The sequence below is a fragment of the Streptomyces sp. NPDC111628 genome (assembly GCF_055635195.1).
In genome coordinates this window covers 429,844-444,551 of sequence record NZ_JBVKBZ010000003.1, presented here as the reverse complement: position 1 = coordinate 444,551, position 14,708 = coordinate 429,844, and the positions used below count along the sequence as shown (strand labels likewise).

Below are 14,708 nucleotides of genomic sequence, written 5' to 3'. Positions count from 1 at the left end.
GGGCTGCTCCGGTGGTCGGCGGTGCGTGACGGTGCGGGGGCGGGAAAGGGGAGGCGGGGGGCGGGAAGGGCGGTCCCGGTCAGCCCTTGACGCCTCCCGAGGCCAGCCCGGCCGTCACGTGCCGTTGCAGGGCGAGGAAGATGATCAGCGCGGGGAGCGCGAAGAGCGTGGCGGCCGCCATGGTGGCCCCCCAGTCGGTGCCGAAGGTCGACTGGAACGAGGAGAGCCACACCGGGAGCGTGCGGCTGTCCTGCTGCTTGATGATGAGGAAGTTGGCGTAGGTGAACTCGTTCCAGGCGGTGATGAAGCCGAACAGCGAGGTGGCCATGAGCCCGGGCGCGAGCAGCGGGAACGCCACCTTGCGGAACGCCCCGGCCCGGGTGCAGCCGTCGACCTGGGCCGCCTCCTCCAGCTCCGGCGGGATGCCCGCGATGAAGCCGCGCAGCACGACCACCGTGAACGGCAGCGTGATCATGAAGTAGATCAGCGTCAGCGTCGGGAGCCGGTCGAGCATCCCGGTGTCGCGGGAGATGATGTAGATCGGGATGATCAGTGACTCCCAGGGCGCCATCTGCGCGACGAACACCGCCAGCATGAACTGGCGCCGCCCGCGCCAGCGCATGCGGGCCACGGCGTAGGCGGCGCCCAGGGCGACCAGCAGGGCGAGCAGGACGGCACTCAGGGTGACCAGGAGGCTGTTGCGCCAGAACAGCGCGAAGCCGTCGGCGCCGACCGCCTTCCGGAAGTGCTCGAACGTCCACGTGCTGGGCACCAGCCGGGGGTCGTAGCTCTGGATGTCCGTGGACGGTTTGAACGCGGTCGTGACCATCCAGTACACCGGGAAGAGGCAGACCACCACGGTGAGCGCGGCGGCGGCGTGCAGCGGGAGGCGGCGCAGGGCGCGGCGCACCGGGGGACGGGGACGCGGGGTGCTCACGGCTGCTCGCCCTCCTGACGGAACAGTTGGCGGAAGTAGAGGACCAGGACGCCGCTCATCAGCAGGACTGTGAGCATCGAGGCGGCGGAGCCCAGGTCGTAGCGCTGGCCCGCCAGCGCGGTCTGCACGGCGTACACCGGCAGGATGGTGGTGGCCTCGCCCGGTCCGCCGCGGGTCATCACCCAGATCTGTACGAACGCCTTGAACGTCCAGATCACTTCGAGGGACAGGACCAGCATGAAGATCGGCCGGATCAGCGGGAAGGTGACCGAACGGAAGACGCGGACGGCCCCCGCGCCGTCCATGCGGGCCGACTCGTACAGTTCGGCGGGCACCGTGACCAGCGCCGAGTAGAGCGTGATCGCGGCGAACGGCACGGACTGCCAGACGATCAGCACCACCACGATGCCGAACGCGGCACCGCCGTGCGCGAACCAGGGATAGCCCTCGTACGACTCGAACCCGAGGCCGGTGAGGGTCTCGTTGACGATGCCGAACTCGGAGTGGAACAGCCACTGGAAGACGGTGGTGGCCGCGACCACCGGTACCGCCCAGACCAGCACCAGGGAGCTGAGCACCACGGTCCTGGCCGCCCGGCCCAGCCGCTCGGTCATCAGCGCGACCAAGGTGGACAGCACCATGATCGCGACGACGTTGACCGCCATGAACACGAAGGTGCGGCGCACCACCTCCCAGAACTCCGGGTCGCCGAGCAGCGTCCGGTAGTTGCGCAGTCCGACGAAGTCGGCGTCGCCCAGGATGAGCTGACGCAGCCGGAAGTCCTGGAAGGAGATGAGCACGGCGCGGGCCAGCGGATAGAGCAGCAGGTACAGCATGCCCAGCACCGCGGGCGCGACCAGCAGGTACGGCCAGCGGCTGCCCGGCACGCTCCGCTCACGGACGGTCGACAAGTCGCCTCCTGGTCTCGTGGTCGTGGTCGTGGTCGTCGGTGTCGGTGTCGGGGACGGCGGCGGTCAGGACTCGCTGCCCAGCGTCTCGGTGATGGTCCGGGAGGCCTCCGCGGCCGCGGACTTCGCGTCCTCGCCGGTGAGTACGGCCGTCATGTACTCCTTGACCGGGTTCTTGGCCTCGACCGCCGCCCACTGGGGCGTGTTGGGCGTGGCGTGTCCGTTCGCGGCGCCGGCCGCCATGGCCGCGGTACCCGGGTCGTCGGCGACCGCGCCCGCCAGGGTGGTCTTGTTCGGTACGTAGCTCATGGCGACGGCGAGCTTCTTCTGCCAGGCGTCGCCGGTCAGTTCGCGGATGAGGGTGAACGCCTCCTCCTGGTGCGCGGCGACGGCCGGGACGACCAGGTCGGAACCGCCGGTGAAGACGGCGCCCGGACGGTCTGCGGTCTTGCCGGGGACGGGGAAGAAGCCGAGCTTTCCCTTGAGTTCCGGGTTCTTCTCCTCGATGACCTTGGCCCCGCCCGGCACGGCGATGATCTGGGCGACCTGCCCCTTCGCCATCACCTCGGCCTGCGGCGGCTGGGCCTCGTCCGAGTCCTTGGGGCCCTTGCCGAGGGCCTGGAGGCGCCGGTAGAAGTCCATGGCCCGCAGCGCCCCGGGGCTGTCCAGGCCGCCCTTCCACTCGCCGCCGGACTTCACGGCCAGGTCGCCGCCCTCGTCCCAGACGAAGCCGGACAGCACGTACCAGTTCTGCCCCGGCAGGTAGATGCCCTGGGTCCCGCCCGTGTTCAGCTTGCGGGTGGCGGCGATCCACTGGTCCCTGGTCCTGATCCGCGCGGGATCGATCCCGGCCTTCGCGAACAGGTCGGTGCGGTGGATGACGACCCGGTTGGCCGCGTAGTAGGGGATGCCGTACTGCTTGCCGTCGTACGACCCGGGCTCCGCGAGCCCCTCCAGCCAGTCGCCGCCGCCCAGGTCCGCGACGCGGTCCGAGAAGTCGGTGAGGCCGCCGCTCTGGGCGTACTGGGCGACCTGGGTGTTGCCGACCTCGATGACGTCCGGGGCGTCGTTGCTGGCCAGGGCGGCGGTCACCTTCTCGCCTATGCCCTCCCACTCCTGGATCTGGATCTTCACGTCGATCTCGGGGTGGGCCTTCTCGAAGCCCGTCTCGAACTCCTTCTGGAACTGGGCCGAGACACTGTCACGCATGAGCCAGACGTCGAGGGCGGTCCTGCCGTCTCCGGCGCCGTCGGAGGAGCCGCCGGACGAGGAGCAGGCGGCGAGCCCGGCGCTGAGCACCAGCGTGGAGAGCAGGGCGAGCGAACGGTACTTCACGGTTCACCTCTGGGAGAGCTGGAAGGGACGACGCACCCGCACTTGACCAGTAAGGGGCGCTGGGCTTACCAGTCGGCGTTGGTCGAAGGTGGCATGGACCAATGAGGGCGTCAACCCCTCACGTATGTACGGGTTTTCGGCCGACCGGACTTGGGGAGTGGCTGGTTCGCACCCGAGGTGGACAGGTAAGCTCGGCTGACCAGCAGACCAGTTACGGGAGTACTGCATGGAGATCGACGCCGCCGCCTCCGGTGCGGTGCTCAAGCGGGAGCGCGTCCGCGACGCCGTCCTGGAACTCATCGAGGACCGGCGCCCCGGGGACGCGATTCCCTCGGAGCGCACCCTGTGCGCCGAACTCGGCGTGTCCCGGCCGACGTTGCGGGCCGCGGTCGACGAACTGGTGGTCGCCGGACTGCTGGTGCGCGAGCACGGCCGGGGCATGTTCGTCGCCGCCGAGAAGATCACCCAGGAGCTGGTCTCCGACCGCCGGGCCTTCAGCCTCCCGCAGGCCGCCGGAGCCTGGACCAGCAGGCTCCTGGAGGTCCGCACCCTGCCCGCGGGCGCCCGGGTGGGGCGCAAGCTGCGCATGTCGCCGGCGGCGCAGATCCACTATGTGGCGCGTCTTCGGCTGGTCGACGGCTCGCCCATGGCCATCGAGTACCTGCACGTACCGGCCGACCTCGTCTCGGACCTGACCAGTGAGGAACTGGAGCAGGGCGACCTGTACGAGCACCTCGTCCAGCGGCACGACGTCCGGGTCAGCGAGGCCGTGCAGTCCATCGAACCCACCGTGGTCACCCGCGCCGAGGCCGACCTGCTCGACGTGCCCGAACTCTCCCCGGCGCTCCTCTTCGAGCGTCTGACCACCGACACCCGGGGCCGGCCCGTGGAGTACGTGCACTCCCTCTACCGGGGCGACCGCTACCGGATCGTCTCCCGGCTCACCCTGGGCCCCCGCGGCCAGGCGCCGCCCCCGGACGAGGGTCACCATCCGGGCATCCCACCCGGGGACTTCGCCACCAAGGGCCCCGTCACGCTCTCGACGCGCGGGGTGGTGCAGGACGGCATGTAGCGGCACCTCGGGTGCGCGGAACCACGCGGGAGTGCTTGGAAGTGCTCGGAACGGCTTTGGATCGAGCACGTATTGACATGTCACGGCTGACGCCGCAGAGTCATGCCCCGAAAGTGTTCGACAGCCCGACGTTGCCCGACCGCGCCCCGACCGTGATGCGAACCGCCACGAGGAGTGTTGCCGTCATGTCCGAAACGCCCGCTGTCTCACGCCGACTGCTCCTGGGCTCGGCCGCCGCCACCGGCGCCCTCGCGACCGGGATCGGAGCCGCCGCACCCCCCGCGTCGGCGGCCGGGCAGGCGCCCCGTCGCAGGCCCGGCCAGAAGTCGATGATCGGCGTGCCCTTCGCCGCCCACAGAACCGTCCGTGTCGCGGTCATCGGCCTCGGCAACCGGGGCGGCGGCATGATCACCGGCTGGTCGGCCGTGCCCGGCTGCACCGTGACCGCCGTCTGCGACATCCGCGCCGACCGGGCCAGGCGCGCCGCCGACCGTCTGGAGAGCAAGGGCAACCCGCGCCCCGCCGAGTACGGCGGCTCGGCCGACTCCTACGCCCGGATGCTCCGCCGCGACGACATCGACCTCGTGTACATCGCCACGCCCTGGGAGTTCCACTACGAGCACGGCCGGGCCGCGCTGCTCAGCGGCAGGCACGCCGTCGTGGAACTGCCCATCGCGACCGAACTGCGCCAGCTGTGGGATCTCGTCGACACCTCCGAGCGCACCCGCAGGCATCTGCTCCTGTCCGAGAACTGCAACTACGGCCGCAACGAACTGGCCATGCTGAAGGCGGCCCACGACGGCCTGTTCGGGGACGTCACCAACGGCCACGGCGGCTACCTGCACGACCTGCGCGAACTCCTCTTCTCGGACACCTACTACACCGACTCCTGGCGGCGGCTGTGGCACACCCGCAGCACCGCCTCCTTCTACCCCATGCACGGACTTGCCCCGATCGCGGCGGCCATGGACGTCAACCGCGGCGACCGCATGACCACCCTGCGCGCCACCACGACGGCCCCGAAGGGGCTGGCCGACTACCGGGCCCGCTTCGTCCCTCGGGACCACCCGTCCTGGAAGGAGACCTACATCAACGGTGACCTGGTCACCTGCATGATCGAGACGGCGCAGGGCAGGACGATCCGGGCGGAGCACGACGTGAGTTCGCCCCGGCCCTACAGCCGGATCAACACCCTCGCGGGCAGCCGCGGCATCGTCGAGGACTACGCCGGCCCCGCCCCGACCGGCGCCCGCATCTACGTCGAGCCGGACCACAGCGGCCACACCTGGCGCGACTTCGAGGGCTACCGCAAGGAGTACGACCACTGGCTGTGGCAGAAGGTCGGCGACGACGCCGCGAACAACGGCGGCCACGGCGGCATGGACTACGTCCTGCAGTGGCGCACCGTGCAGCTGATGCGCGCGGGGCTGGTACCGGACATCGACGTCTACGACTCGGCCACCTGGTGCTCGCCCGTCCCGCTCAGCGTCACGTCGCTGGCCAGGGGCGGCCGCCCCGTCGAGATACCCGACTTCACCCGGGGCGCCTGGCGTGAGCGCAGGCCGGGCCTCGACTCGGCGCCCACCGACATGCCGCCGGTCGGCTGAGCACGGCACGCGCGCCGTCCGGCCGGTCGGCGTTCACAACGCTCGTGATCAATCTGGCTAGCGCGCCAGGACCTCCTCCGGGCCCATGACGACGACCGGCTCCTTGTCCGGGTCCAGGGCGGTCAGCAGGGCGCGCATGTGCTCCTCGCTCAGGGACACGCAGGCGTTGGTCGGCCCGTCGTGGTCCACGTGGATCCAGACCCCGCCCCCCTTGTCCTCGCCCAGGGGGCGGGTCCTGTCCAGCGGGGTGGTGCCGGGCACCCGGTTGTAGTCGATGGCGACCACGTAGTCGAACGACCCCTCCAGGGGCTCGCCCAGGTACCCGGTGCCGGACACGGAGAACTCGGGGTCCTCGTCGTAGGGGAGCAGGGTGCCCGGGTCGGGCAGTCTGCCGCCGGCGTCACTGAGGCCGAAGACGCCGATGGGCGTGTGCAGGTCGCCCGCCTCGTGGTCGTCGGTCCAGCCGCGCAGGCCGTTGTGCGCGGGCCAGGGACCGGCGACCGCGCGCCAGCCCTCGGCCGGGTACTGCTCGTAGAGCACCACCTGCGCCTGAGAGGAGCTCTCGGTCTCGCCGGTGACCACGAGGGCCTGCCGGGTGCCGTCCGGGAGGCGGCCCCGCATGACCGGCCCGACGCCGGGCAGCGGGCGGGGGAAGGAGCGTGGGGGAGCGGGGCGCGGGGCCGCGGAACTCCCGGGTGCGTGCGCGTCCTGCGAAGAGGCGCCCGCGTGCTCCCGGGCGCAGCCGGTGGCCAGCACGCCGGTGCACATGACAGCGCCGATCACCAGGGCCAGCGCTTTCCTGACGGTCATATCGATCTCCGACTCCGTGTGTGGACTCTTCATAGCTAGACCACTTCCGGAAGCGGGTTGTGCGGCCGCCTCGCCGTCTCCCCCGGATGGCGCAGCGGGGACCCGCACAGCGGTGGCCGGGAGCTCGGAGCGACAACATGGTTCCTGCTCACACCCCTTACTCACTGGTGGGGTTCGGACATGCCGTGTAGCGTCAGCAGCAGATGTCGTGGTTCGCCCAGACCGCCCGCCCAGGAGTGCGGGCGGTTTGCTGTGCAATGCCGGAGGACCAGGACGACCACCTCCGGGTTCGCGCGGTGCGGATCCGATAACGGCTGAAAGGCAAAAGGCATGGCCAGCGGAACTGTCAAGTGGTTCAACTCTGAAAAGGGCTTCGGTTTCATCGCGCAGGACGGCGGCGGCCCCGACGTCTTCGCGCACTACTCCAACATCAACGCTCAGGGCTACCGCGAGCTGCAGGAAGGCCAGGCCGTGACCTTCGACATCACCCAGGGCCAGAAGGGCCCGCAGGCGGAGAACATCACCCCCGCCTGATCGGGAGATCGCCGAGCAGGGCGGGGTCGCGGGGAACACTCGTTTCCCGGGGCCCCGCCCTGTGGCATGTCCTCCCGTGGGACGAGGGCCGTCAGGGGACGCGGCGGAAGAAGTCGAGCAGGGCGGCCGTCAGCTCGGCGGGCGCGTCCTCCTGGACCAGGTGGCCCGCGTGGGCGATCGGCTCCCATCGTGAACCGGGGACGAGACCGGCCAGTTCGCGTCCCTTGGCCACGGGGATCCAGGCGTCGTCCTCGCCCCAGCAGATCAGCGTCGGGACCTCGATCCCGGTGTACCGGTCCTGGATCTCGTCCGTGTACCGCTGGTCCGCCTGGGCGATCTGCCGGTAGAAGGCCGGCTGACCCGTTTCACCCAGCCAGGGCTCGACCAGCCGCTCCAGGACCGCCGGGTGCAGGCCCGGACCGCCGGTGGAACCGACGTACTCGCGTACCAGCGCCCGGTGCAGCGCCTCGGGCAGCTGCGCGAAGACGTCGGCGTGGTCGCGGACCAGCCGGAAGAACGGCGACCCCCAGGGCGCCAGCGCGACCGGGTCGACCAGGGCGAGCGCCCCGTACCGGGCACCGTGCAGGAGATGCGCCCGCAGGGCGACGGCACCCCCGAAGTCGTGGGCGGCCACCAGGGGCTCCTCCAGCCCCCAGTGCTCCAGCAACTCCGCGAAGAGGCGGCCCTGCGCGGCCAGGGACACGTCCTGTCCGGCGCTCTTCTCCGACAACCCGTAGCCGGGCATGTCCCAGACGAACACCTGGTGGTCGCGGACCAGCGAGCGGGCCACCGCGCGCCAGACGTACGAGGAGAAGGGCGTGCCGTGCAGCAGGACCAGCGGGCGCCCGTCCGGGGCGCCCAGCCGGTTCCAGCGGACGGTGCCCGAGCCGCCGGTGAACGATTCGGGCAACGGCCATGCGGACATGGTGCGGTTCCTCTCGCTCCGGCGCGGGTCAGGACGTCACGGCTTGCGGGCGAGTCCGCCGTGCTCGCCGATGAGCCCCGGGTCGTCGGCGTCCGCGTCCGGGCGCCACTGGGTCACCGGGACCACGCCGGGCTCCACCAGCTCCAGCCCGTCGAAGAACGCCGTGATCTGGTCGACGGTGCGCAGGATGTACGGCGCGGCACCGCTCTCGTTGTAGCCGTCCTGGGCCCGGTCGAACTCCGGGTCGATGCCGCGCGAGCCGTCGTTGATCGAGAGGTAACTGCCGGACGGCAGGGCGTCGACGAGCCGGGCGGCGACGGAACGTGCCTGGTCGTAGTCGGGGATGTGCCCCAGGATGTTGCTGAGGATCAGCGCGATGGGCCGGTCGAAGTCCAGCGTCTGGGCGGCCGCCGCGAGGACGGTGTCGGGGTCGAGCACGTCGGAGTCGATGTACGCGGTCGCGCCCTCGGGTGTGGAGTACAGCAGCGCGCGGGCGTGGGCGAGGACCATCGGGTCGTTGTCGACGTAGACGATCCGGCTCTCGGGCGCGATGCGCTGGGCGACCTCGTGGGTGTTGTCGGCGGTCGGCAGACCGGTGCCGACGTCCAGGAACTGCCGGATGCCCGCCTCGGCCACCAGGTGGGTGATGTTGCGGCGCAGGAACGCGCGGCTGCTGCGGGCGACGGTGACGATGCCGGGGAAGACGGCGGTGTACGCGTCCCCGGCCTGCTCGTCGACCGGGTAGTTGTCCTTCCCGCCCAGCCAGTAGTTCCAGATCCGGGCCGAGTGCGGCACGGACGTGTCGATCTTCTGCTGCGCGGCGTGTCCGGGAGTCGTCGAGGGGTCGCTCATGGGTGCGGTCCGTCTTTCAGCCGAGGCGTGGGTGCTTGACCACAACCTACGTCGCAACGGCCCCTTTCTGTACACCGGTTAACCGACGGACCCGGACGCGGCCGGGTGCCTTCGGGAGGGTGGCGGTCCTCAGAGGCGCGGCGCCCCCGTCACCGACATCACCAGTGAGTACAGGGACGTGGTGGCCGTGATGAACAGGCGGTTGTTCTTGGGGCCGCCGAAGGCGATGTTGGAGACGGGCTCGGGCACGCGGAGACGGCCGACGAGCGTGCCGTCCGGGTCGTAGCAGTGGACACCGTCGTGCAGGGCGGCGGCCCACAGGCGGCCCTCGTCGTCGAAGCGGATGTTGTCGAAGTGCACGTCCCCCCGGCCCTCGGCGAAGACCCTCCCGTCGGACAGCGTGCCGTCCTCCCGGACGTCGAACGCATGGATCCGGGCGGCCCGCGAGTCGGAGACGAACAGCCGTCTCTCGTCGGGGGACAGGATCACGCCGTTGGGCCCGTCGAAGCCGTCGGCGGCGAGCCGCACCTCCCCGGACACCGGGTCGATCCGGTACACGTTGCACGCGCCGATCTCGGACTCGGCGCGATGGCCCTCGTAGTCGCTGGTGATGCCGAAGTCCGGGTCGGAGAACCAGATGGTGCCGTCGGAGCGGACGACGGAGTCGTTCGGACTGTTGAGCCGCCTGCCCTCGAAGCGCTCGGCGAGGACGGTCACCGTCCCGTCGGGTTCGGTGCGGGTGACGCGCCGGTTGCCCTGCTCGCAGGTGACCAGGCGGCCCCGCCGGTCGAGGGTGTTGCCGTTGCTGTGGCCCGCCGGCGTACGGAAGACGCCGACCGAGCCGGTGGCCTCGTCCCAGCGCAGGATGCGGTCGTTGGGGATGTCGCTCCAGAGCAGCTGACGCCAGGCGGGCAGGTACAGCGGGCCCTCGGCCCAGCGGCAGCCGTCGTACAGGACCTCCAGCCTGTTGTCTCCGTTCGCACAGCGTCCGGTGCGGAAGCGGTCGTCCAGGATCTCGTACGGGCCGTCGGTGGACATGGTGTCCTCTCAGCGCGGTGATCAGTATCTCGTTCAACGTAGCATGCACATTGCCGAACCAGATATGGTCTGTGAATGAAGTCAGTGGATGAGATCGACCGACGGCTGATCGCGTTGCTCCAGCAGGACGCGACCCGGCCGTACGCCGCACTGGGCAGGGAGGTCGGCCTCTCGGCGGGCGCCGCCCACGAGCGGGTCCGCAAACTGCGTGAACAGCGCGTCATCCGGTCGACCACGGTCGACGTCGACCCCGAGGCGCTCGACCGCGGCGTCCTCGCCTTCGTGCTGGTCGACTCGACGGTGTGGATGGGCGACCGGGCCGAGGACTTCGCCGCCGTGCCGGAGATCCAGGAGGCACACGTCATCGCGGGCAGCGCGGCCGTCCTCGTGAAGGTGCGCACGGCCACCACCGAGCGGCTCCAGGACGTGCTGCGCCGCCTCTACGCGATCGACGGCGTGCGCGGGACCCAGGCGACAGTGGTCCTGGAGACCTTCTTCGAACGGCCGTTGGACGCCGGCTAGCGACGTGCCGGGCGCACCACGATCGCGTTCACGTCCGCCTCGGCGGGCCGTCGGACCGCGAAGGCGATGGTGTCGGGGGATGGTCCCGCAGCTGTCGCGCCCTAACCGACGCCCGCGGCGCCCCGGGCGGACAGTGCGCGGAGTACGTCGAAGCACTCGGCGAGCAGGGGCCGCAGCGGCCGCTCCCGGCCCCCGTCGATCCAGCGCCGGAAGGCGACCTTGAGCACGGCGATCGCCGACTCGGCGGTCAGCTCCGCCGCCGGTTCGTCCACGCCGCGCCCGCGCAGCGCGTCGGCGAGGGCGCCGGACAGGGACGCGAGCTTGATCAGCTCCCTCTCCCGCAGCTCCGCGTTGGCGTCGATGACGCCCTGCCGCAGGCCGACCAGGTCACCGCGCTCCTCGAAGACACCCGCCGCGGCGTCGAGCGCGGCGGCCACCGCCTCCATCGGGCTCGCCGTCGGGGGCGCCGCCGCGACGGCGCCCACGCACAGCTCCTCCAGCCTGCCGGACCCGGCGAAGACGACCTCCCGCTTGTCGGCGAAGTGCCGGAAGAACGTCCGCTCCGTCAGCCCCGCACGCTTGGTGATCTCGGCCACCGGGGTCTGCTCGTAGCCGCGCTCCACGTACAGCTCCAGCGCCGCCTGCTCCAGGCGGCCGCGCGCGTTCGGCTCCCATCGACCCATGCCGCGGAGTCTACGTGAGGGCAGGCACTGTCATGCGGGGCGCGGCGCAGTGGGGCGCAGGCCGTCCAGGACGAGGTCGAGAAGGCGTTCGGCCTGCTCGCGCTGGTCGGGGCGGGCCGAGGTGAGGGCGATGCCCGCGAGGGCGGCGAACATGTCGGTCGACCTGATGTCGGAGCGGATCTCACCGGCCGCCGCGGCGGCGTCCATGAGGGCGGTCAGGGCGGACTGGATCAGCTCCCGGCTGTCGCCGTAGGGATCGCCGCCCGAGGCGACGACGGCCCGCAGGGCGTCCGCCATCCCGTACTTCGCGGTGGCGTAGTCGATGAAGCGGCGGGTCCACGCGCGCAGCGCCTCGGCCGGGGGCCGCTCCGCCAGCAGGCCGGGCACGGAGTCGCACAGTCGCGCCACCTCGTTGCGGTACGCCGCCTCGATCAGGGCCTCGCGGGTGGGGAAGTTCCGGTAGAGGGTGCCGCTGCCGACGCCCGCCTCCCGGGCGATGCGATCGAGGTGCGCGTCCAGCCCCTCCTCGCTGAACACCCGCACGGCGGCGGCCAGGATCTTGTCCCGGTTGCGCCGTGCGTCGGCCCTCAGCGGCCGTTTCGTGGCGTCGGACATGGGCGGCCCTCTCCTCGTCGCCGGTTGCTAAGTGGAGGCGCCCCCGCTTACGGTGGTGGAAGTGGCGGCGCCTCCACTTTCACTCTAGGGCACGACACAGCTCTGCCCATGTCCCCCTCCGGAAGGACTGCCCAACATGTCGGGAATCGAAGGCAAGGTCGTGGCGATCACCGGTGCCAGTGGCGGCATCGGCGAGGCGAGCGCCCTCCTGCTGGCCGAGCGCGGAGCCAAGGTCGTGCTCGGGGCACGCCGTCCGGAGCGTCTCGAGGACCTGGCCCTGCGCATCGGCAGGAACGGAGGTGAGGCGGCCTGGGTCCGTACGGACGTGACCCGCCGCGAGGACCTCGCCGCACTCGTCGCCCTGGCCCGCGAACGCTTCGGCCGGCTCGACGTCCTCGTCAGCAACGCCGGCGTCGGCCTGATCTCCCCCCTGGACGAACTCCGCGTCGCGGACTGGGAGCGGATGATCGACGTCAACCTGAAGGGCGTCCTGTACGGCATCGCCGAGGCCCTGCCCGTCTTCCGGGAACAGGGCTCCGGCCACTTCGTCAACATCGTCTCCACCGCCGGACTGCGCATCACCCCGCTCATGTCGGTCTACGCCGGGACGAAGAACGCGGTGCGCACCGTGTCGGAGGGGCTGCGCCAGGAGGCCGGTGACAGCCTGCGGGTCACCGTGGTCTCACCGGGATTCGTGCACACGGACTTCGCGGACGGCATCCCGGACGCCGGGGCCAGGGCCCAGACCCTCGAGACCAGGGACCGGATCGCGATCCCGCCGCAGGCCGTGGCCCGCGCGGTCGCCTTCGCCGTCGAGCAGCCCGACGGCGTCGACGTGGGCGACATCGTGGTCCGTCCCACCGCACAGGACTAGCTCCCGGTCGTCGAGCGGGTCCGTGAGACCCGCGCCGGGGTGGCGCGGTCCAGGAGGCGGGCACGGCCGGCCCGGGACACCGGGGCTCCTCGGTCGCCGACATGGGCCGTTCGGCCCTCCGGGCGCTCAGGCGGCGCCAGTTCCCCTGCCGCCGCCGAGGACCGCGACGGCCAGGGGCCGCTCGCCCACCGGGAGCCGGGTCACCCGGCCGGTCGCGACGTCGACGACGCTCAGGCCGTTCCAGTAGCCGTCGCGGGTGAAGCCGCCGGAGACGTAGGCCGTGCGGCCGTCGGCCGACAGGGTGACGGTCTCGTGCGGGCCCTCCAGCGGGACGACCCGCTCCTCGCCGTCGGGCGAGCGGACGGTCAGGGACGGGCCGTCGTCCTCGGACGGGTCGATCGGGCCGGTGCCCACCACGTAGAGCGTGCCGTCGGCGCCCGCCGTGACGCCGTGCTGGTGGGTGTTGGCGGTCATGTCCTCGATCCGGACCTGCCCGGTGCCGGGATCGACCACCGCGAGGCGCTCGCCCTCGAAGGGCAGCAGCAGGGCGCCGTCGGAGGGGCGTACGGCGGTGTAGTGCGGCTTGAGCCAGGAGCCGAGGCCGCCCTCGGTGCCGTACGGGGCGACCTCGATGCGGCGCGCCGTCCAGTCGCCGGTGTCGACGACGCTCACGTCGAACGAGTCGTGGTTGGTCGCGTAGACCTGCCGGCCGTCGCGCGAGACGTCGACGTCGAAGGGACGGCGACCGACCGGGACCACCCGCGTCACCTCCCGCCGTTCCGTGTCGACGACCTCCAGGGTGCCCTTGCCGCCGGGGACGTTGACCCCGACGTAGACGCGGCTGCCGTCGGGGGACAGGGCGATGCCCATGCCGCCGCCCCGGTACTCGCCGGTCGTCACCGGGCCCGTGTCCGTCCGGTAGGGGAGGAGGGCGGTGCGCTCGCGGGTCCCGGTGTCCACGACGGCCACGCCCTCCGCGGTCGCCACCCACGCCGTGCCGTCCTCGCCCAGCGCGATCCCGTACGGCGCCGTCCCGACCCGTACCGAGCCCAGGTCGGCCGCCTCGCCCCGCCCGGCGGGGTCGACGAAGGTGACGGTGTCGGCGCCGAAGTCCGTGACCAGCAGGGTGCCGTCCGGCGAGCGTGCCGGGGCGCCGCCGGAGTCGGGAGTGCGCGGGGCCGCGGTGGCGGGCGGGGCGGACACCGGGGGCGCCGCCCGGTCGCCGCCGTCGTCCGACGCGCATCCGCCCAGCGTCGCGGTGACGGCGGCCAGCGCGGCGAGGCGGCCCGCGAGGGAACGCCGCTTCACCGCCTGCCACCCTCGGTGCGAGGGTCGTCGCCGCCCTGCGACTCGGCCCGCCGCAGCAGGTCGGCGATGGCCTCGAAGCCCCTGCGTTCGGCGTGGGCACGGGCCGTGACACCGTCGCCGTCCGGCAGCGAGGGGTCGGCGCCCGCGGCGAGCAGGGCCGCCACGACGTCCTGGTGCGCACGATCGCCGTCGCCGAGGACGACCGCTTCGAGGAGCGCCGTCCAGCCGAGCCGGTTGACGTGGTCCACGTCGATGTCCGTCTCCCCGAGCACGGCGCGTACGTAGGCCACGTGGCCGCGTTCGCTCGCCGGGATGACCGAGACGCCGCCGAAGCGGTTGGTCAGCGTGACGTCCGGAGCGCCGGGCAGCAGCGCCCGCATCATCGCGACGCTGCCCGTGACCCCGGTGACCAGCCATGCGCTGTCGTCCCGCGCGTCCCGTGCGTCGACGTCCGCGCCGGCCGCGACCAGGACCTCGGCGACCGCGACCCGGTCGGCCAGGGCCGCCAGGAGCAGCGGCGTGCGGCCCTGTCCGTCGCGCAGTTCCCGGTCGGCGCCGGCCCGCAGCGCGGCCCGGGCGGCATCGGCGTCACCGCGGCGAACGGCGTCCGACAGAGCGAGGTCGGCGGGGGTGGGTGGCTTGGCGGTCATGGTCGGACAGCTCCGCGGTGTCGGGGACGGGACGTGTG

The 14,708-nt window shown here is 71.9% G+C and carries 16 protein-coding genes; 5 read left to right on the top strand and 11 right to left on the bottom strand.

The genetic code is table 11. The features are described 5' to 3' along the window. Positions 1–79: 79 nt before the first annotated feature. From ACZ7MF_RS16910 to ACZ7MF_RS16900, 3 genes are all read right to left on the bottom strand, one after another. Positions 80–937 (bottom strand): carbohydrate ABC transporter permease, encoded by an 858-nt coding sequence (locus ACZ7MF_RS16910; protein WP_471477573.1) that lies wholly within the window; start codon positions 935–937, stop codon positions 80–82. Beyond that, positions 934–1,848 (bottom strand): carbohydrate ABC transporter permease, encoded by a 915-nt coding sequence (locus tag ACZ7MF_RS16905; protein ID WP_471477572.1) that lies wholly within the window; start codon positions 1,846–1,848, stop codon positions 934–936. The genes ACZ7MF_RS16910 and ACZ7MF_RS16905 overlap by 4 nt, the downstream gene beginning before the upstream one ends. A gap of 63 nt (positions 1,849–1,911) precedes the next feature. Next, the gene (locus ACZ7MF_RS16900) at positions 1,912–3,180 is read right to left on the bottom strand and encodes an extracellular solute-binding protein (protein ID WP_471477571.1); all 1,269 of its coding nucleotides are present in this window, start codon (positions 3,178–3,180) and stop codon (positions 1,912–1,914) included. Positions 3,181–3,406: 226 nt separating this feature from the next. Here ACZ7MF_RS16900 and ACZ7MF_RS16895 point away from each other — a divergent pair, with 226 nt between their 5' ends. Together ACZ7MF_RS16895 and ACZ7MF_RS16890 are read left to right on the top strand one after the other, a co-directional pair. Continuing rightward, a complete protein-coding gene (locus ACZ7MF_RS16895; protein WP_471477570.1) occupies positions 3,407–4,252 on the top strand; it encodes a GntR family transcriptional regulator in 846 nt (281 codons plus the stop codon). Positions 4,253–4,437: 185 nt separating this feature from the next. Next, the gene (locus ACZ7MF_RS16890; RefSeq protein ID WP_471477569.1) at positions 4,438–5,859 is read left to right on the top strand and encodes a Gfo/Idh/MocA family protein; all 1,422 of its coding nucleotides are present in this window, start codon (positions 4,438–4,440) and stop codon (positions 5,857–5,859) included. Positions 5,860–5,916: 57 nt separating this feature from the next. Here ACZ7MF_RS16890 and ACZ7MF_RS16885 read toward each other — a convergent pair whose 3' ends face one another. Then, positions 5,917–6,669: a hypothetical protein gene (locus ACZ7MF_RS16885; RefSeq protein WP_471477568.1), complete on the bottom strand. Its 753-nt coding sequence runs from the start codon at positions 6,667–6,669 to the stop codon at positions 5,917–5,919. Between the two features lie 330 nt (positions 6,670–6,999). On the opposite strand from ACZ7MF_RS16885, the gene ACZ7MF_RS16880 reads away from it, so the two are divergent. Beyond that, positions 7,000–7,203, top strand: a complete 204-nt coding sequence (locus ACZ7MF_RS16880; protein WP_003978336.1) for a cold-shock protein — start codon at positions 7,000–7,002, stop codon at positions 7,201–7,203. A gap of 91 nt (positions 7,204–7,294) precedes the next feature. Here the strand turns inward: ACZ7MF_RS16880 and ACZ7MF_RS16875 are convergent, their stop codons facing one another. The 3 genes from ACZ7MF_RS16875 to ACZ7MF_RS16865 form a co-directional block, all read right to left on the bottom strand. Continuing rightward, on the bottom strand, positions 7,295–8,128 hold the full coding sequence (locus ACZ7MF_RS16875; protein WP_471477567.1) for an alpha/beta fold hydrolase: 834 nt from the start codon (positions 8,126–8,128) through the stop codon (positions 7,295–7,297). Positions 8,129–8,164: 36 nt separating this feature from the next. Next, positions 8,165–8,980, bottom strand: a complete 816-nt coding sequence (locus tag ACZ7MF_RS16870) for an SAM-dependent methyltransferase (protein ID WP_471477566.1) — start codon at positions 8,978–8,980, stop codon at positions 8,165–8,167. A gap of 129 nt (positions 8,981–9,109) precedes the next feature. Beyond that, the gene (locus tag ACZ7MF_RS16865; RefSeq protein ID WP_471477565.1) at positions 9,110–10,018 is read right to left on the bottom strand and encodes an SMP-30/gluconolactonase/LRE family protein; all 909 of its coding nucleotides are present in this window, start codon (positions 10,016–10,018) and stop codon (positions 9,110–9,112) included. Positions 10,019–10,102: 84 nt separating this feature from the next. On the opposite strand from ACZ7MF_RS16865, the gene ACZ7MF_RS16860 reads away from it, so the two are divergent. Continuing rightward, on the top strand, positions 10,103–10,540 hold the full coding sequence (locus tag ACZ7MF_RS16860) for an Lrp/AsnC family transcriptional regulator (RefSeq protein ID WP_471478861.1): 438 nt from the start codon (positions 10,103–10,105) through the stop codon (positions 10,538–10,540). Positions 10,541–10,641: 101 nt separating this feature from the next. Here ACZ7MF_RS16860 and ACZ7MF_RS16855 read toward each other — a convergent pair whose 3' ends face one another. Both ACZ7MF_RS16855 and ACZ7MF_RS16850 read right to left on the bottom strand, forming a co-directional pair. Beyond that, positions 10,642–11,223 (bottom strand): TetR/AcrR family transcriptional regulator, encoded by a 582-nt coding sequence (locus ACZ7MF_RS16855; RefSeq protein WP_471477564.1) that lies wholly within the window; start codon positions 11,221–11,223, stop codon positions 10,642–10,644. Between the two features lie 30 nt (positions 11,224–11,253). Beyond that, a complete protein-coding gene (locus tag ACZ7MF_RS16850) occupies positions 11,254–11,838 on the bottom strand; it encodes a TetR/AcrR family transcriptional regulator (protein WP_471477563.1) in 585 nt (194 codons plus the stop codon). 136 nt (positions 11,839–11,974) lie between these two features. Between ACZ7MF_RS16850 and ACZ7MF_RS16845 the strand changes: the two genes are divergently transcribed. Then, positions 11,975–12,712 (top strand): SDR family oxidoreductase, encoded by a 738-nt coding sequence (locus ACZ7MF_RS16845; protein ID WP_471477562.1) that lies wholly within the window; start codon positions 11,975–11,977, stop codon positions 12,710–12,712. Positions 12,713–12,838: 126 nt separating this feature from the next. On the opposite strand, the gene ACZ7MF_RS16840 is transcribed toward ACZ7MF_RS16845, so the two are convergent. Then, the gene (locus ACZ7MF_RS16840; RefSeq protein ID WP_471477561.1) at positions 12,839–14,020 is read right to left on the bottom strand and encodes a YncE family protein; all 1,182 of its coding nucleotides are present in this window, start codon (positions 14,018–14,020) and stop codon (positions 12,839–12,841) included. Further along, a complete protein-coding gene (locus ACZ7MF_RS16835) occupies positions 14,017–14,670 on the bottom strand; it encodes an ankyrin repeat domain-containing protein (protein ID WP_471477560.1) in 654 nt (217 codons plus the stop codon). The genes ACZ7MF_RS16840 and ACZ7MF_RS16835 overlap by 4 nt, the downstream gene beginning before the upstream one ends. Positions 14,671–14,708: the final 38 nt, after the last annotated feature.

Excerpts from the sequence above, each read along its gene's own strand:
- ACZ7MF_RS16895 (WP_471477570.1), top strand. The coding sequence starts at position 3,407 with ATGGAGATCGACGCCGCCGCCTCCGGTGCGGTGCTCAAGCGGGAGCGC.
- ACZ7MF_RS16890 (WP_471477569.1), top strand. The coding sequence starts at position 4,438 with ATGTCCGAAACGCCCGCTGTCTCACGCCGACTGCTCCTGGGCTCGGCC.
- ACZ7MF_RS16885 (WP_471477568.1), bottom strand. The coding sequence starts at position 6,669 with ATGACCGTCAGGAAAGCGCTGGCCCTGGTGATCGGCGCTGTCATGTGC.
- ACZ7MF_RS16880 (WP_003978336.1), top strand. The coding sequence starts at position 7,000 with ATGGCCAGCGGAACTGTCAAGTGGTTCAACTCTGAAAAGGGCTTCGGT.
- ACZ7MF_RS16875 (WP_471477567.1), bottom strand. The coding sequence starts at position 8,128 with ATGTCCGCATGGCCGTTGCCCGAATCGTTCACCGGCGGCTCGGGCACC.
- ACZ7MF_RS16870 (WP_471477566.1), bottom strand. The coding sequence starts at position 8,980 with ATGAGCGACCCCTCGACGACTCCCGGACACGCCGCGCAGCAGAAGATC.
- ACZ7MF_RS16865 (WP_471477565.1), bottom strand. The coding sequence starts at position 10,018 with ATGTCCACCGACGGCCCGTACGAGATCCTGGACGACCGCTTCCGCACC.
- ACZ7MF_RS16855 (WP_471477564.1), bottom strand. The coding sequence starts at position 11,223 with ATGGGTCGATGGGAGCCGAACGCGCGCGGCCGCCTGGAGCAGGCGGCG.
- ACZ7MF_RS16850 (WP_471477563.1), bottom strand. The coding sequence starts at position 11,838 with ATGTCCGACGCCACGAAACGGCCGCTGAGGGCCGACGCACGGCGCAAC.
- ACZ7MF_RS16845 (WP_471477562.1), top strand. The coding sequence starts at position 11,975 with ATGTCGGGAATCGAAGGCAAGGTCGTGGCGATCACCGGTGCCAGTGGC.
- ACZ7MF_RS16835 (WP_471477560.1), bottom strand. The coding sequence starts at position 14,670 with ATGACCGCCAAGCCACCCACCCCCGCCGACCTCGCTCTGTCGGACGCC.